This window comes from Vagococcus sp. CY52-2 (genome assembly GCF_022655055.1).
Lineage (GTDB): Bacteria > Bacillota > Bacilli > Lactobacillales > Vagococcaceae > Vagococcus.
Genome location: NZ_CP093384.1, coordinates 1,437,781 through 1,456,500, shown reverse-complemented (window position 1 = coordinate 1,456,500; position 18,720 = coordinate 1,437,781). Strand labels below are relative to the sequence as shown.

Here is an 18,720-nt window from a genome sequence, read left to right as displayed (position 1 = left end):
TGTACTCCTTTTTTGTAGTTGCTTGTCATTATATGATATTACCATAAAAAGAAAAAGCGTTCTGTTTTTTTATGTTATGAATGTTTAAATAATCCATCTTTTGTTACAATAATAAGTGAGAAAAAAGGAGGGATTAGATGAGTTATGTGGAATTAAAGAATGTGTATAAACGTTATAAAATGGGAGATAGTATCATTGTTGCGAATAATGATATTAATTTTTCAATTGAGAAAGGTGAGTTTGTTGTAATACTAGGACCAAGTGGCGCAGGAAAATCAACTGTTTTAAATATTTTAGGTGGTATGGATAGTTGTAATGAAGGTCAAGTTATTGTGGATGAAACAGATATTGCAACATTCAATGCAAAGGAATTGACAAAGTATCGTCGTGTAGATGTAGGATTTGTTTTTCAATTTTATAATTTGGTACCTAACTTAACGGCTAAAGAAAATGTTGAGTTAGCATCACAAGTCTCACCAAAGGCATTAGATGTCGATAGTGTGATTGAGATGGTTCAATTGGATCATCGTAAAGATAATTTTCCTGCTCAATTATCTGGAGGTGAACAGCAACGTGTAGCCATTGCTAGAGCACTAGCTAAAAATCCTAAATTATTGTTATGTGATGAACCTACTGGAGCTTTGGATTTTGAAACAGGTAAGCATATATTGGCTATTTTGGAAGAAACTTGCCGAAAATATGGTACAACTGTGATTGTGATTACACACAATTCAGAAATTGCAAAAATGGCCGATCGCGTTATTAGAATCAATGATGCAAAAGTAAGAAGTATTGAAAAAAATGACCATCCAGTAAAAGCCAGCGAGTTAGAATGGTAAAGGGAGGTTCAGCTAAATGAAAAAGAAAAAAGCATTATGGACATCTACTTTTCGAGAAATGTATCAATCTAAGGCGAGATTTATCTCAATCCTATTAATTATTATGTTAGGTGTTGGATTTTACGCAGGTATTAAAGCAACAGGCCCTGACATGTTAAATACAGCAGATAATTATTATAAAGACTATAAATTAATGGATACAAAACTTGTGTCAACAACAGGATTAGAAGACAAAGACATTGAATTAATCAAGGAAGACAAGACTGTCCAAACAGTTGAACCGTCATATAGTTTAGATGTTCTTACAAAAGAAAATAATCATGTCTTAAAATTAATGTCCTATGAATCTAGAAAAAATGAACTTAACAAACCAGTCCTTGTAAAAGGAAAATTACCAGAAAAAGATAATGAAATGGCACTTGATACTCAAGTACAAGACAATCAATTTTATAAAATCGGTGATACGTTAACAATTCAGTTAGATGATAGCAAAAGTGTCTCACAAACTAGTTATAAAGTTGTTGGATTTGTGAATAGTCCTATGTATATAGATAAAGTTTCCAGAGGCTATACAACAGTTGGTAAAGGAACCATTGATTATTTTGGTTATATAAAAGAAGAGGTATTTACGTTACCCGTTTACACAGAAGCGTATATTAAATATGTTAATACTGAAAAGACAGCAAGTTATAGTAAAGCTTATAATAACTACTATGATACAGATGTCAAAAATTTAAAAAATACTTTGAAAAATCGCCCATCAGAACAACTAGAAGCAATGAAAAAAGAAGCAAATGAGTCATTAGCTAAAGCTAAAACACAGATAACTGATGGCGAGACACAATTAACAAATGGAAAAAAACAATTAGCTGAAAAAGAAAAAGAATTAAATGATAATAAACAGTTAATCGAAACAGCAAAACAGCAAGGATTACCTGTAGATGAAGTACAGGAAAAAACACTAGAAGAAGCTAGTAATACATTAAATGAAGAAAAGAAAAAAATAGAACAAGAAGAACAAAAATTAGTAGAGTCAAAAGAAGAATTAGCAAAAAATCAACAAACCATTGATGACTTAAAAGCACCAACTTATCATTATTTTTCAAGAGAAGATAATCCTTCTTATGCAGAATTTCAAGATAATGCTGATCGGATTTCTTCCATCGCCACAGTATTTCCAGTATTTTTCTTTATGATAGCTGCTCTTATTTCTTTAACAACTATGACACGTATGGTGGATGAAAAGCGTGGAGAGATAGGAACACTAAAAGCCTTAGGTTATACAAATTGGGAAATTTCACAAAAATATATTGTTTACTCTACAACAGCCAGTATTATTGGAAGTTTAATTGGACTGGCAATAGGTTATTATTTATTTCCAACTGTCATTTTTGATGCATATGGTAGTATGTATAATTTGCCATCTGTGATTATTACTCATTATCCAAGTTACACCATTCAATCAATTATAGTAGCTTTACTTTGTACGTTATTAGCATCACTTCTTGTATTAAGAGTTGATTTATTGAGTACTCCAGCTACATTGATGAGACCCAAAGCACCTAAACCAGGTAAACGTATTTTATTAGAAAGAATATCTTGGTTATGGTCTAAATTTAGTTTTAATCAAAAAGTAACAGCTAGAAATCTATTTCGTTATAAACAACGTATGTTGATGACAGTCTTAGGGATAGCAGGCTGTACAGCAATGATTTTAACTGGATTTGGATTGAAAGATTCAATCGGTGATATTGTTAATCTTCAGTTTAATAAAATATGGCATTATGATGCGACAGTAACCATTAATGAAGATAGTACGACTCAAGAAAAAGAAAATTATGAGAAAATAAAAGCAGATGATAGTCAGATTAAAACAAGTTTGACTCTATCTCAACACAATATGACCGTTGTCAAAAAAGGATACATAAGTCGAGAAGTGACAGTGGATGTTCCGCAGCAAGAGAAGAGGTTAGCAGAATTTATTACATTCAATAACCGAAAATCTGGTGACACATACACGTTATCTAATGATGGAGTCATTATCAATGAAAAGTTAGCAAACTTCTTTGATGTAAAATCTGGAGATGAATTAACTATCAGAGATACAGACAATAAAGATATGACGGTAAAAGTTCAAGAGGTTGTTGAAAACTATGCCATGCATTTTGTGTACATGACACCAAGTTATTTTGAAAAAACGTTTAATAAAAAGCCTGAATATAATGTGGAATTGCTGAAATTTGATAAGTCATTAAGTGACAAACAAGAAGATAATTTAGCTGATAAATTAATGAAAAGTAATTATGCTGCAAATGTCTCCTTTACCAGTCAAATAGGTAAAACGATGGATGATACGATGTCTAGTTTAAATATCGTAGTATGGGTATTAATTATTTCAGCAGCGTTACTTGCGTTTGTCGTGTTGTATAATCTAACCAATATTAATATATCTGAACGTATACGTGAATTATCTACTATTAAAGTATTAGGATTTTACGATAGAGAAGTGACCATGTATGTGTATAGAGAAAATAATATCTTAACCGTTTTAGGGATTTTACTAGGATTTGTATTAGGGGTCCTTTTACATGGTTATGTTCTTAAAACAGCAGAAATTGATATGATGATGTTTCCAACAACCGTTCATCCAATTAGTTATGTGTATTCAGCATTACTAACGATTCTATTTTCATTTATTGTCATGTTAATTATGCATCGAAAATTAAAACATGTGGATATGATTGAAGCACTAAAATCAACTGAATAATCTTTTTAGACAAAGGAGGAAAGTCCTTTGTCTTTTTTATACCATTTTCGAATATCGGTTGGAAAATATACGATTTTTCTGTTGTTTTGATTGAAATATTGGTAAACTAATAATAATAAGGTGGGAAGGAGAGTGGGAGAGATGTTTGGAATACAATCAATTGAACAAGTGTACTTTTATATTTTAATATTTTGTACTATTTTATCTGTTGTTTTATTTTTAGTTGGTGACATCTTACAGTTTGATGGGCCAATTGATCCAGTATTAATTGTACCTTGGATTGCATTTGTTTCGCTTTTTGGCTATCTAGGGGAAACGCTATCATCATTAGGTAGTGGCTGGGTATTAATTATCGCCATTCTACTATCATCAGTTATTGTATTTTTATTAAACTTTTACATATTAATTCCTCTAAAAAATTCTGAATCAACCCTATCTGTGTCAGAAAAAACATTAGAAGGAAGAGTGGCAACTGTCATTACGCCAATACCTGTTAAGGGAATGGGAGAGATTACCATTAGCAATGTTACAGGTACGATGAGTCGTCCTGCGGCATTTTATAAGGAACAGGAAACACCAATTAATAAGGGTGAAGAAGTTCTTATTATCGAAATTAGGGAAAGAGTATGCTATGTGGTGCCATATGTTGAAAATTTTTAAAATAAAAGGAGAAATGTAAATGAATTTAGGGATTATTGCGATTGGGCTTGTGGTGTTTATACTAATCATGCTATTGATTGTATTTGTTTCAAAATATCAAACAGCTAAACCAGATGAGGCATTGATTATTAGTGGGAGCTATTTAGGAAATAAAAATGTCCATGCTGACAATGAAGGAAATCGTGTCAAAATTGTACGTGGTGGTGGAGCATTTGTTTTACCAGTTTTCCAAAGAAGCAATCGTTTAAGTCTTTTATCAAGTAAATTAGATGTATCAACACCAGATGTTTATACTGAACAAGGTGTACCAGTTATGGCTGATGGGACATCCATTATTAAAATTGGCTCATCAGTTGAAGAAATCGCAACTGCAGCGGAACAATTTTTAGGAAAAACACGTGAAGAATTAGAAAATGAAGCCAGAGAAGTGTTAGAAGGACATTTACGTTCGATATTAGGTTCAATGACAGTAGAAGAAATTTATCAAAACCGAGATAAGTTCTCTCAAAGTGTGCAAGAAGTAGCCAGTGTAGATTTAGCTAAAATGGGACTTGTGATTGTGTCGTTTACTATTAAAGAAGTACGAGATAAAAATGGTTACCTTGATTCATTAGGAAAACCTCGTATTGCTCAAGTAAAACGTGATGCTGAAATTGCTGAAGCTGAAGCAAGCAAAGAAACACGTATTAAAAAAGCACAAGCGGAAAAAGAATCTCAAGAAGCAGAATTACAACGTCAGACAGAAATTGCTGAAGCAACGAAAGAAAAAGAATTAAAATTAGCTGCTTATAAGCAAGAACAAGATATTGCTAAAGCCAAAGCCGATCAAGCGTATAATTTAGAAAGTGCCAAAGCACAACAACACGTTATCGAACAAGAGATGGAAGTTAAAGTTATTGAGCGTCAAAAACAAATTGAATTAGAAGAAAAAGAAATTCAACGTCGTGAACGACAATACGACTCAGAAGTGAAGAAAAAAGCCGACGCGGATCGTTATGCTAAAGAACAAGAAGCCTTAGCAGAAAAAGCAACTGAAGTAGCTGAAGCCGAAGCACAACAATTTAAAGTGGAAGCAATGGCTAAAGCAAATGCTACTCAACTTAGAATGGAAGGGCAAGCTGAAGCGGATGCTATTCTAGCGATTGGTGAAGCCGAAGCCAAAGCGAAAGAACAAATTGCCGAAGCCTTTAAACAATACGGGGAAGCGGCTGTTATGAGTATGATTATTGAAATCTTACCTGAATTAGTGAAACAAGCAGCACAACCATTAGGAAATATCGAGAAAATTTCTGTTGTAGATACTGGTCAAGGTGGAGACAATAGTGGAGCGAATCGTGTCACAAATTATGCTACGAACCTTTTAGCTTCTACTCAAGAAACACTAAAAGAAACAACAGGGTTAAATGTTAAGGATATGTTAGAATCATTTGTTGCAAAAAAAAGTGAATAAAGAAAGAACACCTGTAGGTATTTTACTAAGGGCATTCTGACGGTAGACAAAGTATTGATAAATTTCGATGCTTTGTCTTTTTTTGGTAAAATAGAGAAAAGGCGTGACTGTTAATGTTGGAATAGATAAAGAAAAATGCACATGAAAAATTGGATAACTGTTGCATGTCTTAATATAAAAAAGATAACCCGATACGCTTAATGAGTAATTAGTTTGTCTTCGCTCTGAGACAAGGGTATTTTCTTTTGCCTTTTTAAAATTTTATGAAATAAAATCTATTGTTTGAGATTTTATGTTATACTAGAGCGTGAATTTCTACTAAATTAGTAATATAAATACATAGAAAATTAAGAGGAGTCTATATATGGGATTTGATCAACAAAAAGAAGTCGATAGAAGAAGAACATTTGCTATTATTTCGCATCCGGATGCTGGTAAAACAACAATTACGGAACAGTTACTATTGTTTGGTGGTGCAATTAGAAATGCGGGAACTGTAAAAGGTAAAAAAACGGGAAACTATGCAAAATCAGACTGGATGGATATTGAAAAACAACGTGGGATTTCGGTAACAAGTTCCGTGATGCAATTTGATTTTCAAGGCAAACGCGTGAATATTTTAGATACACCAGGACATGAGGATTTCTCGGAAGATACTTATCGTACATTGATGGCAGTCGATAGTGCTGTCATGGTCATTGATAGTGCTAAAGGGATTGAAGCACAAACGAAAAAACTTTTCCAAGTATGTCGTATGCGTGGTATTCCTATTTTTACATTCATTAACAAACTAGATAGAGATGGTCGTGAGCCACTTGATTTACTAGAAGAATTAGAAGAAGTGTTAGAAATTGATTCTTATCCAATGAACTGGCCAATCGGTATGGGAAAAGGATTTGAAGGGTTATATGATATTTACAATAATCGTATCGAAATTCATCGTCCTGATCGATTTGATGGTGAAAGGTTTTTACCTCTAAATGACGAAAGAGAATTAGAAATGGATCACCCATTAAAACAACAATCTATTTTTTCACAAGTAATGGAAGAAGTTGAGTTGTTACTTGAAGCTGGAAATGAATTTTCAGAAGAAAAAATTGCTAAAGGTGAATTAACCCCAGTATTCTTTGGTTCTGCTTTGACAAACTTTGGTGTGGAAACATTTTTAGAAACATTTTTACAATTTGCACCAAAACCGAGTGAGCATGAAACAAAAGATGGTGGCGAAGTTAGTCCTTATGACAAAGACTTTTCTGGATTTGTCTTTAAAATTCAAGCAAATATGAACCCAGCTCATAGAGATAGAATTGCATTTGTTCGTATCTGTTCAGGAAGTTTTGAAAAAGGCATGGAAGTTAAGTTAGCTCGTGAATCGAAAAAAATAAAATTAAATAACTCAACCCAGTTTATGGCTGATTCTCGTGAAATCGTAGAAGAAGCAGTGGCTGGTGATATTATCGGGCTATATGATACAGGAACCTATCAAATTGGGGACACTTTGTTCACTGGTAAAGATAAGATTGAATTTGAAGATTTACCACAATTTACGCCAGAGTTATTTATGAAAGTTACGGCGAAAAACGTGATGAAACAAAAATCGTTCCACAAAGGACTTTATCAACTAGTACAAGAAGGAGCTATTCAATTATATAAAACTTATTTAACTGAGGATTATATTATTGGAGCTGTTGGACAGTTGCAGTTTGAGGTATTCAAACATCGTATGTTGAATGAGTACAATACTGAGTTAATCATGGAACCAATGGGAACAAAAATTGCTCGTTGGATTGACCCATCTCAGTTAGATGAAAAAATGAGTTCAAGTCGAAATATCTTAGCAAAAGATCGATTTGACCAACCATTATTCTTATTTGAAAACCAATTCGCGATGCGTTGGTTTGCAGATAAGTATCCAGAAGTAGAATTGAAAACATTGTTGTAAAAATGATTTATTAGAGATTTTTCCTGTAATTTAGGAAAAATCTCTTTTTGTATGTTAAAAAGTGTCACATATTAGTTTCTTGAAACGTTATATATTATGAAGGTAGCTATGAGAGGAGTTTATCATGAAAAATCACAAATCAGATAAAGAATTTTTTGAATATTTATATGAGATTTATGAACAGAAAATATTTTATCAAGCTTTATCAGTATTGAATAATAAAGAGCAAGCAGAAGATATTACTCAAGAAGTTTTTGAACAATTATATTCAGATTTGGAAAGTATAAAAAAATTTGATGATCTACATTTAAAAAAATTTATTATCAAAATAACAAAGAATAAATCGATTGATTTGTATCGTAAAAACAATACTCAGATAAAATATCTTGAAAATTATAAAACTAAAAAGGATAAACATGAAGAAGATAATAATGTGAATGATTATGTGGATAAAATGATATCTGAACAGGAAATATTAGATATTAGTAAGCAATTAAAAGAACCATATCTTCATGTCTTTTTGTATAGAGTTTACTATGGATTATCAAATAAAGAGATAGCAAAAATAATGGATTCAAAAGAAGCAACTATACGAAAACAATTTGAGAGAGCTATAAGTATGGTGAAAAATGTGATTGGAGGGAAGAAATATGGGAAAGAATGAAAAATTTGAAAGGAAAACAATAGAAGAAATAGCAAATAGATTAGCTGAAGAAGAGTTTGATAAAGAACAAGAGATACATCATTTTTCTTCAACCTATCAATTAAATAAACAAAATTTTTTAAAAAAGGTGTCAACAAAAAAATCAAAAACCAAATTTGGATTAAAACGTGTGTTGATGATAGCCATTATATCAATAGTTTTGATTCCAACGACTATTTATGCCTCAAAAGAAATTTATCAATGGATAGTAAATAAAAATAATTATGAATTAAATATTTCTTTATCAGATAGAAAAAAATATAATCATGATCATTTTTATAAATTGAAATTCGACTATATTCCAAGAGATATGGTAGAAGATAACGACTCTAATAAGTTTAGTTATAAGAACAACATGAACAGTGGAGGAATAAGTTTCGTTTTATGGCAATTATCTGGAAAAGAAGACTTTAAAGAACTTTACACAAAAGACTATGAAGAATTAACACTTAATAATCATCCTAGTATTGTCATTAAAAAAAATATGATGAATTCCGGAGATATTCAATTTGATAAGATTGTTTATCTATTTTTTGAGAAGGAAGGTTATGTTTTACAAGCCTATATTTCAAATGATGTTAAGGAATCAGAATGGAAAAAAATGTTAGAAAAAGTATCTTTAGAAGAAACCAATGAAAAGGATGCTACTCATTATGGTATTTTAAGTAAAGACTTATTCAAAGGTAAACAACCAGAAAAAAATTACTATTTATCTAAAAATAGTTCTAATATCCATAAGATAGGTGATGCAGTAAATACTAAAGTTTATGACATGCAAGAGGTTTTATTTACCGTTAAAAGTGCCACCGTTATGGATAATATAAAATTATTAGATAAAAATAATTTTAATAGTAATTCATATGAACAGCTTAAAGACAAACAGTTAATAGCAAATGATGGTGAATTATTACCATTTAATCAAAAAATAATCAAAAAAGGAGATGGTATACAAACACTTGATGAAGTAGTAGGAGAAAGAAAAGTAAAAACTAAATTTGTTTATTTGACAGCTACGATAGAAAATAAAAGTAAAAAAACCATTAAAGACTTATATTTTCAAAATAGACTTTATCTTTTAGAAGATAGTAAAAAAGGGTTGAGTGCTACTAAAGAAGAAGTTGATTTTACTCCGTATTCTGGAGAAGTAGATTATTTAGATAGCCATGGTGAAGGAAAAAGTTTTTATAAAATGCCAGATATTAAACCTGGAGAAAAAAGGGAAATAAAATTTGGTTATTTTGTTGATGATACACAAATTAGTAAGATGTTTTTACCAGTTTTGTATTATGGTGATATTGAAAAATTAAACGCAAAGGGATTAGAATGGATAGATATTAGACAATAAATAAAAAGTCTCCTCAAACGATTTTGGATTCTTTGAGGAGACTATACTATTCATTCTAATATTTTCTCCATATCCAATGGCACGACATAATTCACAACAGTCAACCCTTTTTTATCTCTGAAACGTTGCGTACCAGATTCAAAAATAGTGTAGAGTTTGTTACCTGATACGGAAATTTGTTCTAAGTAGGGTGGTGCTAATATCATTTTTATGGCATCTTTTTCAAGGAATAAATCATTGTCATCTAATTCGTAGACAAGTATTTTCGAGTTTTTATCCCCGTAAGAACGTGATAAAAGCATATAATTTTTATAAAAAGTAATACCCTGAATTTGTGTTCCAACATGTAATTTTTCTTCAGGAGAAAGAGTTGTATCATCATCTACCAGTTCTTTTTTTCCTTTTAATGTTGTATCAAATACACCTTTTCCATTAAATAAATATTTTTCTAAAATGGCTTTATGATCAATTGAGAAATAACCAACATAAAGGGCTTTATCATGATAAGTGACGTAAGATGACCGTTTAATACCATCTAATGTGATTTCTTGGTCATAGACAATGGGTTCATAATGTTCTTCCATGTTGTATGCTTTTAATTTATCCATTGAAAAAGCCACGAGTTCAGCTTTATTAGAATCTGTTGAAGAACATACCCAAATATTTTTTGCAATAGGATCATAGGTAATACCTCCTACATGAGGATGTCCTTTTAAAATAATGGTTTTAATGTATTTGTGAGTGTTTTTATCTAGGACATAGACAACAGAGTGGTGAGTATCATCATGACTATAAGATGAAATTAATAAATAATCCTCTGCAATCGTTACACCTTGTGGATCCATAGATTGACTGACACTTTTTTTACCAGGTTTATCAAGTAATGGAACAATCGTTTCCTTGAGTCCAGGTACTGGATAGGTATCACCATTTGGTATATTAGGGAAATAACTTAAGTTATAAAAATCGGTATAGTTTTCTTTTAGCTCTTCGGCTTGTCTAGCGACACCTTTTTGTTCTGATTCTTTAGAAGATTGGCAAGCACTAATAAAAAATAATGAAATCGTTAGGATAGTTAAGGATAGTTTGTTCATTAAATATCGTCCTTTTTTATATGATATCCTTAGCATAATGGATAGGTATTTGAAACACAATGTATTTTATAGATAAATAAAAAGGACTGAATTGATTATCAATCCTTTTATTTTACTAATCCAAATTATTTATTTTTAAATTCGTAGATAGCATCGCATGTTTCTGCAACATCTTGTTCATGAATCACAATCATAATACATTAACCATCCATTATTTAAGTGCTAAAGGGCGTATTATTTTCTATTATCGACTTGTGTTTGGCAGATACTCATAGCGGTTAAAACCTTATCTAAGGCAATAAATTGTACGATTGAAAAATGGTCGATCCATCATTTTTCGATCGTATTTTATTTATCTTATCCAATCAATTTTAATCCGATTGCTGATAATAGAATAATAAAGATACACAATAGACGTTTCCAATCTTTTGATTCGCCAAAAAACAGCATACCAATCACCGACCCACCAACAACACCAATACCAGTCCAAATGGCGTATCCAGTACCCATAGGAATCGTCTTCAATGCGATACTAAGTAATATTAAACTCACACCAAATCCTAAAATAATAAGTAATCCAGTAGAGAATATGCGCTGTACAGACAAACGATTGATCATTGTGACCCCAAACATTTCAAATAAACCTGCTACAATCAAAATAATCCAGTCCATGTTATTTTTTCTCCTTTGTATTGTTTTCTGGTGTTAATAGTTTTAAACCAATAACACCACTAATAAGTAATAAAATGAGTATCAGTTTTAATAAAGTAAGTGTCGCACCAAAAAATAAGGCATCTGATAGCACAATTCCAACTGTACCAAGACCTACAAATACAGCATAGACCGTTCCAGTTGGTAGCTTACTTGTGGCTGAAACCATTAAGTAATTACTGGCAACAATAAGAAAAATAGTGAGTGTCCATTGGAATAAGTTGTTTGAGTGCGTCAAACCAATCACCCAAAAAACTTCTAGTATTGCTGCTAAGATAACTTTCGTCCATTCTTTGTTCATTGATATTCCTCCTTTTAAAATAAAAAAGCCTGAAAGACACTGTAAAAAAACAGTATCTCCCAGGCTTTTGTCCTTCCGTGACATAGATAAATTCTCTATGAGTTTTCTCTTGGACCAGACTAATACAGCGATATTACGGAACCCTAGAAAACTTAGTGTATGTAATTGGTTGTCATTTTATCAAACTATGAATCACTCGTCAACTCAGGTTAAAGTAATAGAATGTATCGTTTGTTTTCTTCATTCATGGTAATATGGATTAAAAAGGTATGAGAGTATGAAAGATTTTTTACAAACTGATCGGCTAGAGATATTATTTTCTTATCAAGAAGCAGTGGATTTGCATCCTAATATGTATCAATTTTTAGAGGATAGCTCATATAATGAGGAGATGTTTTTTCTTACATATACAACATTAAAAAGTATCTTAACTGATTTATTTTTTAAAGATGATAAGGTAATTCTTTTAATAAATAAATATCCGCTACATAACAAAAATAAAACAGATAAAATTCTCCATAAAATAGTGAAAAATATAAGAGAAATCACCTTATCTGAACAAACATTTGATTATCTTAATGATGATATAGATACTTATCTGCGATTGCAAATTGAAACAACTTACTCCAATATAAAGTGGAAGCAGTTGATACTTAGTCTGATTAATCAAGATTTTCCAGATAGACAACCGCAGTTTAAGACAAAGAATTCTTTTAAAACACCTGACATATATATCATTAGCCCGACAACTGATACGATGATACATATATATGATGATAGGGGATATATCATTTATAGTGACGACAAAATGAAAATAAAGCAACTAATTAAATAATGAGGTGACACTTTTGAAGAAAAAAATAATGTTAGTATTTGGGACACGCCCAGAAGCCATAAAGATGTGCCCACTTGTTAACGAATTAGAAAAACAGGATGAATTTGAAACGGTCGTCTGTGTGACAGGACAACATAGGGAAATGCTGGATCAAGTATTGAGTGTGTTTCATGTAGTACCCAAATATGACTTGGATATTATGAAATCACAACAAGATCTATTTGATGTCACGACAAATATTTTAGAAAAAATCAAACCTATTTTAATAAAAGAAACACCTGATATGGTACTGGTTCATGGTGATACGAGTACGTCTTATGCATCAGCTTTAGCTGCGTTTTATCTTCAAATACCAGTAGGGCATGTTGAAGCAGGCCTGCGTACGCATAATATTTCGTCACCATTTCCTGAAGAATTTAACAGGCAGTCAATTAGTTTGATGTCATCACTTGATTTTGCGCCAACTAATCAAGCAAAAGAAACCTTGCTTAATGAAGGAAAAAAAGAAGACACAGTATTTGTCACAGGCAATACAGCGATTGATGCGCTAAAAACAACGGTTAAAAATGAATACACTAGTGAGATATTAGAGTGGGTAGGAGATAGCCGACTAATTGTATTAACAGCTCATAGACGAGAAAACCAAGGAAAACCGATGAAAGAAATGTTTCAAGCTGTCAAACGAGTGGTAGATACACATGAAGACGTTAAAGTAGTGTACCCGATTCATATGAATCCTTCCATTCAGACACTTGCCAAAGAAGTATTCGGTCAGACGAATCGAGTTAAATTAATTCCACCAATGGATGTGATAGATTTCCATAACTTACTTGCTAAAAGTTATTTGATTATAACCGATAGTGGTGGAATACAAGAAGAAGCCCCTTCGCTTGGTAAACCTGTGTTAGTCATGCGTGACACAACAGAAAGACCTGAGGGAATAAAAGCAGGGACATTAAAACTAGTTGGAACAAAAGAAGACATCATTTATGAAGCACTAGACAACTTACTAACAAATGAAGCGACGTATCTTGAGATGTCGACTGCTAGTAATCCCTATGGTGATGGGACAGCTTCACAACAAATTGCGACTATTTTAAAGAAGAAACTATAACAAATAAAAGTTTTAGAGATTTCTCTAGAACTTTTTTTATGCATTTAAGGAATTTCGAAAAAATCATTGTACTGTAAGTGAGAATCATAGAGGAGGGATAATATGACAGATGAAGAGTACTTGACTAGCTTGCTTAATAAAGATGAAGAAGCATTGAGTCAATTGATGGATACATACACGAAGCTATTGTGGGCAGTTGGTTCAAAATATTTAAATCATCAGCAAGGCATGGAGATTCAAGATATTGATGAGTTAGTCAGTGATGTGTTTATTAGACTATGGAAAAATCCAAAGGGGTTTGATCCAAGCAAAGGCACACTAAAAACGTATCTATGCATGATGACGCGAAGTATGGCATTAAATAAGCTTAAACAAGTAGCCAAAGATGTGACTGTAGAGCTCGATGATAGTATCACAGCGACATTGACAAAAGAAGAAAATAACATGGATTGGCAAGCTTTTTATCAAGCGGTTATGACACTTGAAGAACCCATGAGAGAAATTATTATTAAACGTTATTTCTATGAAATGAAACCAAAAGACATTCAAGAAAAGACAGGTTATGACTCAAAATTAATTGATAATAAATTGTATCAAGGTAAGAAACAATTACAAAAACAGTTTAAAGAATTAGGAGGAGAATTGGGATGAATAAATATCAAAAAGAACCATTTGAAGAATTAACAGATGAGCAATTAGATGAATTGTTGGCGCAAATGAATCAAGAGATGCCTAATGAGTCAAAAGAAAAAATAAAACAATCAGTATTTGAAGATATCAATAAAGAAGCAGAGAAAGTCAAACCACTAAAACCTAAAAAGAAAAAATGGGCGGCTATTCTTGGGGCAGTGGCAGTGCTTAGTTTGATGGTTGGGTATACGCAGTTAGATACGATAAAAGTAACTTATACCAAAGCTTTTGGTACAGAAGCAGATAAGATATTAGTAGATGCAGAAAAACTTGATTATTCAGTAGAAGATCGAGGATTAAAACTAACGGCTAAAAATACATTCAAAGATGGTAATACTACCTATGTTTTAATGGAGTTACAAGATTTAACTGGGGATAGATTGTCTGAAGATACCATTATTGAGGATTGGTCCATGTTAAATGGTGGGAACACGCAAGTGATTAACTATGATAAAAAAACAAAGACAGCGACGTTATTAGTCAGTTCAGTAGCATGGGAAGAACATAAAGATACTGGGTTTATACTAACAGGTTTTGGTTCTCATACCAAAGAAATGGAAAATATTGTATCAGTTGATTGGAAAAAAGATTTGGCGACAAATGTTAAATGGAAAAAATATGATGGAAAAAGTGGAGTAGGAGGTGGAAGTGTTGAGGATTCAATTCTAGAGAAATTGAATGTCAACTATGAGGCGTTGTATAGTGAATACTTACCGAACAAACGATTATCGATTCCATTAATTCCTGATGAAGATTATTTTATTGAAAATATGGCTTATAAAGACGGCTTATTACATATTTTGGTGAAATGGCCCAATATAAAAGGGTACAATTTCTTAAACTTAGACTTTCAACCTAAAAATTCTAGTGAAAAAAAAACAGAAAGAAATGGTAATAAGTTATGGCCATACATTGCTTCTTATTCAGCTTATAATAATGAAACACATAAAAACGAAACAGGAAAAAGTGATTATGAGGAATTTGTTTTTGATATCAAAGAATCAGAGTTACAAAATTATGATTTAAAAGTAGAATCTGCAAAAACTCAAACGGTTGTTTTGGGTAATTGGGCAATAAAATTAAAAGAACCAAAAGAAATAGAAAGAAAAGCATTAAAAGATATCATACTTAAAAAAGAAAACTTAGCATTATCTAATATAAATCTATCCGGTTTATCTTTAAGTTTTGATGTAAAAGATTCTTCTCCAGAAAAAATGAAGGAATTGAATTTAGATGTAAAACTAGTTAAAAAAGATGGGGAGATAATTGATTTAACAAAAGATGGTGACGGTAATATATACACTGAAAACGGAGAAAGCCATGTATCCTTGATATATGATTACACTGAATTAAGTGACATTGACTCTGTTATCATTAATGGACAAACACTCAAAGTAGAATAAAAAATAAAACCATTCCTGTGCAAACGACAATTAAAGCATAGGAATGGTTTTATTTAACTAATTTTTTTTGTTTTTTTCGGTTTGACAGGAATTTCAACTTCTATAACACCGTGTGTTCGAATGATTTCTAACTCTGGATTATCCACTGTGGTATGTAATAGTTCTTCTAATACAGCATTTAGTTCTAAATCTTTAATATCACGTGTCTTATTCACTAAAACAACATCGATATGAGTGTCTGCTGTACTGTGAATCACTAATGTTTTACCTAATGAATAGACACTGACAAATCTAGCATCTGTGTTTTCCAATTGTTTAGAAACCAAAGTAGCATAACTATTTGTAACGTCAATCAATTTCATTAATATCACCCCAATTTAGTTGTATCCTTTTCTATAGACTAATTATACCACAATGATTAAAAATTAAGGAGAAAACCTTCCCATATAATAGGAAGAATTTTCTCCTTAAAATATGTATTAATTCATTTGTTCAGTTATTGTAATAGTATCATCTACTAAATCAGCAGATAATCTTTTTGCAGAAGGGTTATCTAAATAACAATCAGCAATCCCATCTTCAATATATTCTTGAATGGTACGTCTAAGAGGTCTTGCACCCATAGCCTGATCATAACCAAGTTCAACTAATTTTTCTTTTGTTTCTTCAGTCGTATCAATATGAATACCTTGTTCTTGTAATTTTATGTTTATCTCATCAAGCATTAATGACACAATAGACAACAGATTTTCTTTACTCAATGGTTTAAATTCGATAATTCCATCAAATCGGTTTAGAAATTCTGGCTTAAAGTAATGGGTTAATTGATTTAGAACTGATTGAGTCGTCCCTTCTTTGATAGCACCAAATCCAACACTTGCTTCAACATGTTGTGTTCCAGCATTGCTTGTCATGATTATCAAAGTATCTTTAAAACTGACAGTTCTTCCTTTCGCATCTGTCAATCGTCCATCTTCAAGAATTTGAAGGAATAGATGTAAAACATCTGGATGAGCTTTTTCGACTTCATCTAATAGAATTAAACTATACGGATTTCTTCTCACTCTTTCAGTTAATTGACCTGCTTCGTTGTACCCAACATAGCCAGGTGGTGAGCCAATTAATTTAGACACGCTATGTTTTTCCATGTATTCACTCATATCAAAACGAACCATGTTAGATTCATGCCCAAATAACTCTGTCGCTAGTTGTTTTGCTAGTTCAGTTTTACCAACACCAGTCGGTCCAACAAAAAGAAATGAGCCAATTGGACGATTTTTATTTCCTAAACCAATTCGATTTCGTCTAATGGCACGTGATACTTTATCAATGGCATCATCTTGCCCAATGACATGTTTTTTCAAATCACTTGCTAAATGTTTCATTTGTTGTTGCTCTGTTTCTTTTAATTTACCAACCGGAATTCCTGTCATGGTTTCCACGGTTTCTTCCATATCATTTATTGTCACAGTAGGCATACTGTCTTCAGATACTTGATGAATTTTCAAGTCTTCCAATTTTTTGATTTGATCACGGTAATAAGCCGCTTTTTCAAAATCTTCTTCTTCTGAAGCAATTTGTTTATTAGCTTCAGCCCGTGCAATTCTAGAATTTAAAATTTTGGGATCAATAGAAGGAATAGTTAAATTTTTCTTAGAACCTGTTTCATCTAGTAAGTCGATAGCTTTATCAGGTAAATGTCTGTCTTGTATAAAACGACTAGACAAGTGTACAGCCCCCTCGATGGCTTCATCTGTGTATTTCACATGATGGTAATTTTCATATTTTTCTTGGATCCCTTTTAAAATATGAATGGTTTCTTCAATAGTAGGTTCATCCACTTTTACAGGTTGTAAACGTCGTTCAAGTGCTGCATCTTTTTCGATGATTCGATATTCATTGAATGTTGTTGCGCCAACTAATTGTAATTCACCTCTAGCTAAAGCAGGTTTTAAGATATTTCCAGCGTCCATTGAACCATCACTAACTGATCCTGCTCCAACGATTTCATGGATTTCATCAATAAATAAAATGACATTCTTTTGTTCTTTTAGTTCAGTAATCAGTTGTTTCATCCGTTCTTCAAACTGGCCTCTAACACCTGTTCCTTGAACAAGTGACACGACATCAAGACGAATGACTTCTTTATTTTCTAGTTTTTGTGGGACATCACCATTAATAATACTTAACGCTAACCCTTCAACGACCGCGGTTTTACCAACACCAGGTTCACCAATAAGTACTGGATTGTTTTTAGTTCGTCTATTTAATATTTCTATCACACGTTTTATTTCAGCATCGCGACCAATAACAGGATCAATTTTTCCATCACGAGCAAGTTGTGTTAGGTTTTCCCCGTATTCTACCAGGATAGAAGAATTTCCACCACCACCGCCTTGTTGAGCTTGAATAGTTGGTTGTTGTGGTTGTTTCATTGATTGTTGGGCCAACTGTTTGAAAAAATCATTTAATTGACCAAAACCATAAGGGTCTTGAGCAAATTTTTCTCGATTCATTTGATCTTCTTGAGATTTTAAATCACGATAACATTGTTGACATAAATCTATTTGTTGTTTCTCTCCATTAACTGATGCGTGTAAGTGAATGGTTGCATCATTTTTTTTACAGTTTTTACATATCATAGGCAAATCCTCCTCTAATCAAATGATTCACCAAAACAGTTTGACCTGTTTTGACCTTATGTTTATTATATAATTTTTGAATATAAGAAGCAAAAATTATGCTTAAATTTTTTAGATAAAAACTGAAAAAAATCGTGATGTTTATTTTTATAAAAAACGTTTTTTTATAAAAAAATTTAAAATAAAGAGTAAGTGGACAAAATAGCCTCTATATCAAATTATTT

General features: G+C 31.9%; 16 protein-coding genes and 1 riboswitch. Of the genes, 11 read left to right on the top strand and 5 right to left on the bottom strand.

The genetic code is table 11. From position 1 onward, the window contains the following. Window positions 1-137 precede the first annotated feature (137 nt). From MN187_RS07145 to MN187_RS07115, 7 genes are all read left to right on the top strand, one after another. The gene (locus tag MN187_RS07145; protein ID WP_117973143.1) at window positions 138-839 is read left to right on the top strand and encodes an ABC transporter ATP-binding protein; all 702 of its coding nucleotides are present in this window, start codon (window positions 138-140) and stop codon (window positions 837-839) included. 16 nt (window positions 840-855) lie between these two features. Then, complete coding sequence (locus MN187_RS07140) at window positions 856-3,606, top strand: ABC transporter permease (RefSeq protein ID WP_242093701.1); 2,751 nt, start codon at window positions 856-858, stop codon at window positions 3,604-3,606. A 141-nt stretch (window positions 3,607-3,747) separates the two neighbouring features. Further along, a complete protein-coding gene (locus MN187_RS07135; protein WP_117973141.1) occupies window positions 3,748-4,266 on the top strand; it encodes an NfeD family membrane protein in 519 nt (172 codons plus the stop codon). Between the two features lie 19 nt (window positions 4,267-4,285). Further along, complete coding sequence (gene floT / locus MN187_RS07130; RefSeq protein WP_117973140.1) at window positions 4,286-5,716, top strand: flotillin lipid rafts scaffold protein FloT; 1,431 nt, start codon at window positions 4,286-4,288, stop codon at window positions 5,714-5,716. A gap of 364 nt (window positions 5,717-6,080) precedes the next feature. Continuing rightward, the gene (locus MN187_RS07125; protein ID WP_117973139.1) at window positions 6,081-7,658 is read left to right on the top strand and encodes a peptide chain release factor 3; all 1,578 of its coding nucleotides are present in this window, start codon (window positions 6,081-6,083) and stop codon (window positions 7,656-7,658) included. A gap of 124 nt (window positions 7,659-7,782) precedes the next feature. Further along, complete coding sequence (locus MN187_RS07120; protein ID WP_117973138.1) at window positions 7,783-8,322, top strand: sigma-70 family RNA polymerase sigma factor; 540 nt, start codon at window positions 7,783-7,785, stop codon at window positions 8,320-8,322. Beyond that, complete coding sequence (locus MN187_RS07115) at window positions 8,309-9,706, top strand: hypothetical protein (protein ID WP_242093699.1); 1,398 nt, start codon at window positions 8,309-8,311, stop codon at window positions 9,704-9,706. Before MN187_RS07120 ends, MN187_RS07115 begins: the two co-directional genes overlap by 14 nt. 50 nt (window positions 9,707-9,756) lie before the next feature. Here MN187_RS07115 and MN187_RS07110 read toward each other — a convergent pair whose 3' ends face one another. The 3 genes from MN187_RS07110 to MN187_RS07100 all read right to left on the bottom strand — a co-directional run bounded on the left by MN187_RS07110 (window position 9,757) and on the right by MN187_RS07100 (window position 11,812). Beyond that, window positions 9,757-10,800 (bottom strand): YncE family protein, encoded by a 1,044-nt coding sequence (locus MN187_RS07110; RefSeq protein ID WP_242093697.1) that lies wholly within the window; start codon window positions 10,798-10,800, stop codon window positions 9,757-9,759. Window positions 10,801-11,157: 357 nt separating this feature from the next. Beyond that, a complete protein-coding gene (locus MN187_RS07105) occupies window positions 11,158-11,472 on the bottom strand; it encodes a DMT family transporter (RefSeq protein ID WP_242093695.1) in 315 nt (104 codons plus the stop codon). 1 nt (window position 11,473) lies between these two features. After that, entirely contained in the window at window positions 11,474-11,812 is a 339-nt protein-coding gene (locus tag MN187_RS07100) for a DMT family transporter (RefSeq protein WP_117973134.1), read from the bottom strand. Window positions 11,813-11,866: 54 nt separating this feature from the next. After that, window positions 11,867-11,970, bottom strand: a riboswitch (guanidine-I (ykkC/yxkD leader). A 119-nt stretch (window positions 11,971-12,089) separates the two neighbouring features. Here MN187_RS07100 and MN187_RS07095 point away from each other — a divergent pair. The 4 genes from MN187_RS07095 to MN187_RS07080 all read left to right on the top strand — a co-directional run bounded on the left by MN187_RS07095 (window position 12,090) and on the right by MN187_RS07080 (window position 15,854). Further along, the gene (locus tag MN187_RS07095; RefSeq protein ID WP_117973133.1) at window positions 12,090-12,647 is read left to right on the top strand and encodes a DUF3885 domain-containing protein; all 558 of its coding nucleotides are present in this window, start codon (window positions 12,090-12,092) and stop codon (window positions 12,645-12,647) included. Between the two features lie 28 nt (window positions 12,648-12,675). Continuing rightward, window positions 12,676-13,761 carry a non-hydrolyzing UDP-N-acetylglucosamine 2-epimerase gene (wecB, locus tag MN187_RS07090; RefSeq protein ID WP_117973197.1) on the top strand — a complete coding sequence of 362 codons (1,086 nt, stop codon included), beginning with the start codon at window positions 12,676-12,678 and terminating at the stop codon, window positions 13,759-13,761. Window positions 13,762-13,863: 102 nt separating this feature from the next. Beyond that, on the top strand, window positions 13,864-14,412 hold the full coding sequence (locus tag MN187_RS07085) for a sigma-70 family RNA polymerase sigma factor (RefSeq protein WP_117973132.1): 549 nt from the start codon (window positions 13,864-13,866) through the stop codon (window positions 14,410-14,412). Continuing rightward, complete coding sequence (locus MN187_RS07080) at window positions 14,409-15,854, top strand: hypothetical protein (protein WP_241699193.1); 1,446 nt, start codon at window positions 14,409-14,411, stop codon at window positions 15,852-15,854. Before MN187_RS07085 ends, MN187_RS07080 begins: the two co-directional genes overlap by 4 nt. A gap of 53 nt (window positions 15,855-15,907) precedes the next feature. Here the strand turns inward: MN187_RS07080 and MN187_RS07075 are convergent, their stop codons facing one another. Further along, window positions 15,908-16,216 carry a DUF1827 family protein gene (locus MN187_RS07075; RefSeq protein ID WP_071456472.1) on the bottom strand — a complete coding sequence of 103 codons (309 nt, stop codon included), beginning with the start codon at window positions 16,214-16,216 and terminating at the stop codon, window positions 15,908-15,910. Window positions 16,217-16,333: 117 nt separating this feature from the next. Further along, entirely contained in the window at window positions 16,334-18,496 is a 2,163-nt protein-coding gene (locus MN187_RS07070; protein WP_117973130.1) for an ATP-dependent Clp protease ATP-binding subunit, read from the bottom strand. Window positions 18,497-18,720: the final 224 nt, after the last annotated feature.

What these genes read in the sequence shown, in the direction of transcription:
- MN187_RS07125 (WP_117973139.1), top strand. Translation starts at nt 6,081, where the DNA reads ATGGGATTTGATCAACAAAAAGAAGTCGATAGAAGAAGAACATTTGCT.
- MN187_RS07080 (WP_241699193.1), top strand. Translation starts at nt 14,409, where the DNA reads ATGAATAAATATCAAAAAGAACCATTTGAAGAATTAACAGATGAGCAA.
- MN187_RS07070 (WP_117973130.1), bottom strand. Translation starts at nt 18,496, where the DNA reads ATGATATGTAAAAACTGTAAAAAAAATGATGCAACCATTCACTTACAC.
- MN187_RS07145 (WP_117973143.1), top strand. Translation starts at nt 138, where the DNA reads ATGAGTTATGTGGAATTAAAGAATGTGTATAAACGTTATAAAATGGGA.
- MN187_RS07095 (WP_117973133.1), top strand. Translation starts at nt 12,090, where the DNA reads ATGAAAGATTTTTTACAAACTGATCGGCTAGAGATATTATTTTCTTAT.
- MN187_RS07075 (WP_071456472.1), bottom strand. Translation starts at nt 16,216, where the DNA reads ATGAAATTGATTGACGTTACAAATAGTTATGCTACTTTGGTTTCTAAA.
- floT (WP_117973140.1), top strand. Translation starts at nt 4,286, where the DNA reads ATGAATTTAGGGATTATTGCGATTGGGCTTGTGGTGTTTATACTAATC.
- MN187_RS07135 (WP_117973141.1), top strand. Translation starts at nt 3,748, where the DNA reads ATGTTTGGAATACAATCAATTGAACAAGTGTACTTTTATATTTTAATA.
- MN187_RS07110 (WP_242093697.1), bottom strand. Translation starts at nt 10,800, where the DNA reads ATGAACAAACTATCCTTAACTATCCTAACGATTTCATTATTTTTTATT.
- MN187_RS07115 (WP_242093699.1), top strand. Translation starts at nt 8,309, where the DNA reads ATGGGAAAGAATGAAAAATTTGAAAGGAAAACAATAGAAGAAATAGCA.
- MN187_RS07085 (WP_117973132.1), top strand. Translation starts at nt 13,864, where the DNA reads ATGACAGATGAAGAGTACTTGACTAGCTTGCTTAATAAAGATGAAGAA.
- MN187_RS07120 (WP_117973138.1), top strand. Translation starts at nt 7,783, where the DNA reads ATGAAAAATCACAAATCAGATAAAGAATTTTTTGAATATTTATATGAG.
- MN187_RS07100 (WP_117973134.1), bottom strand. Translation starts at nt 11,812, where the DNA reads ATGAACAAAGAATGGACGAAAGTTATCTTAGCAGCAATACTAGAAGTT.
- MN187_RS07105 (WP_242093695.1), bottom strand. Translation starts at nt 11,472, where the DNA reads ATGGACTGGATTATTTTGATTGTAGCAGGTTTATTTGAAATGTTTGGG.
- MN187_RS07140 (WP_242093701.1), top strand. Translation starts at nt 856, where the DNA reads ATGAAAAAGAAAAAAGCATTATGGACATCTACTTTTCGAGAAATGTAT.
- wecB (WP_117973197.1), top strand. Translation starts at nt 12,676, where the DNA reads ATGTTAGTATTTGGGACACGCCCAGAAGCCATAAAGATGTGCCCACTT.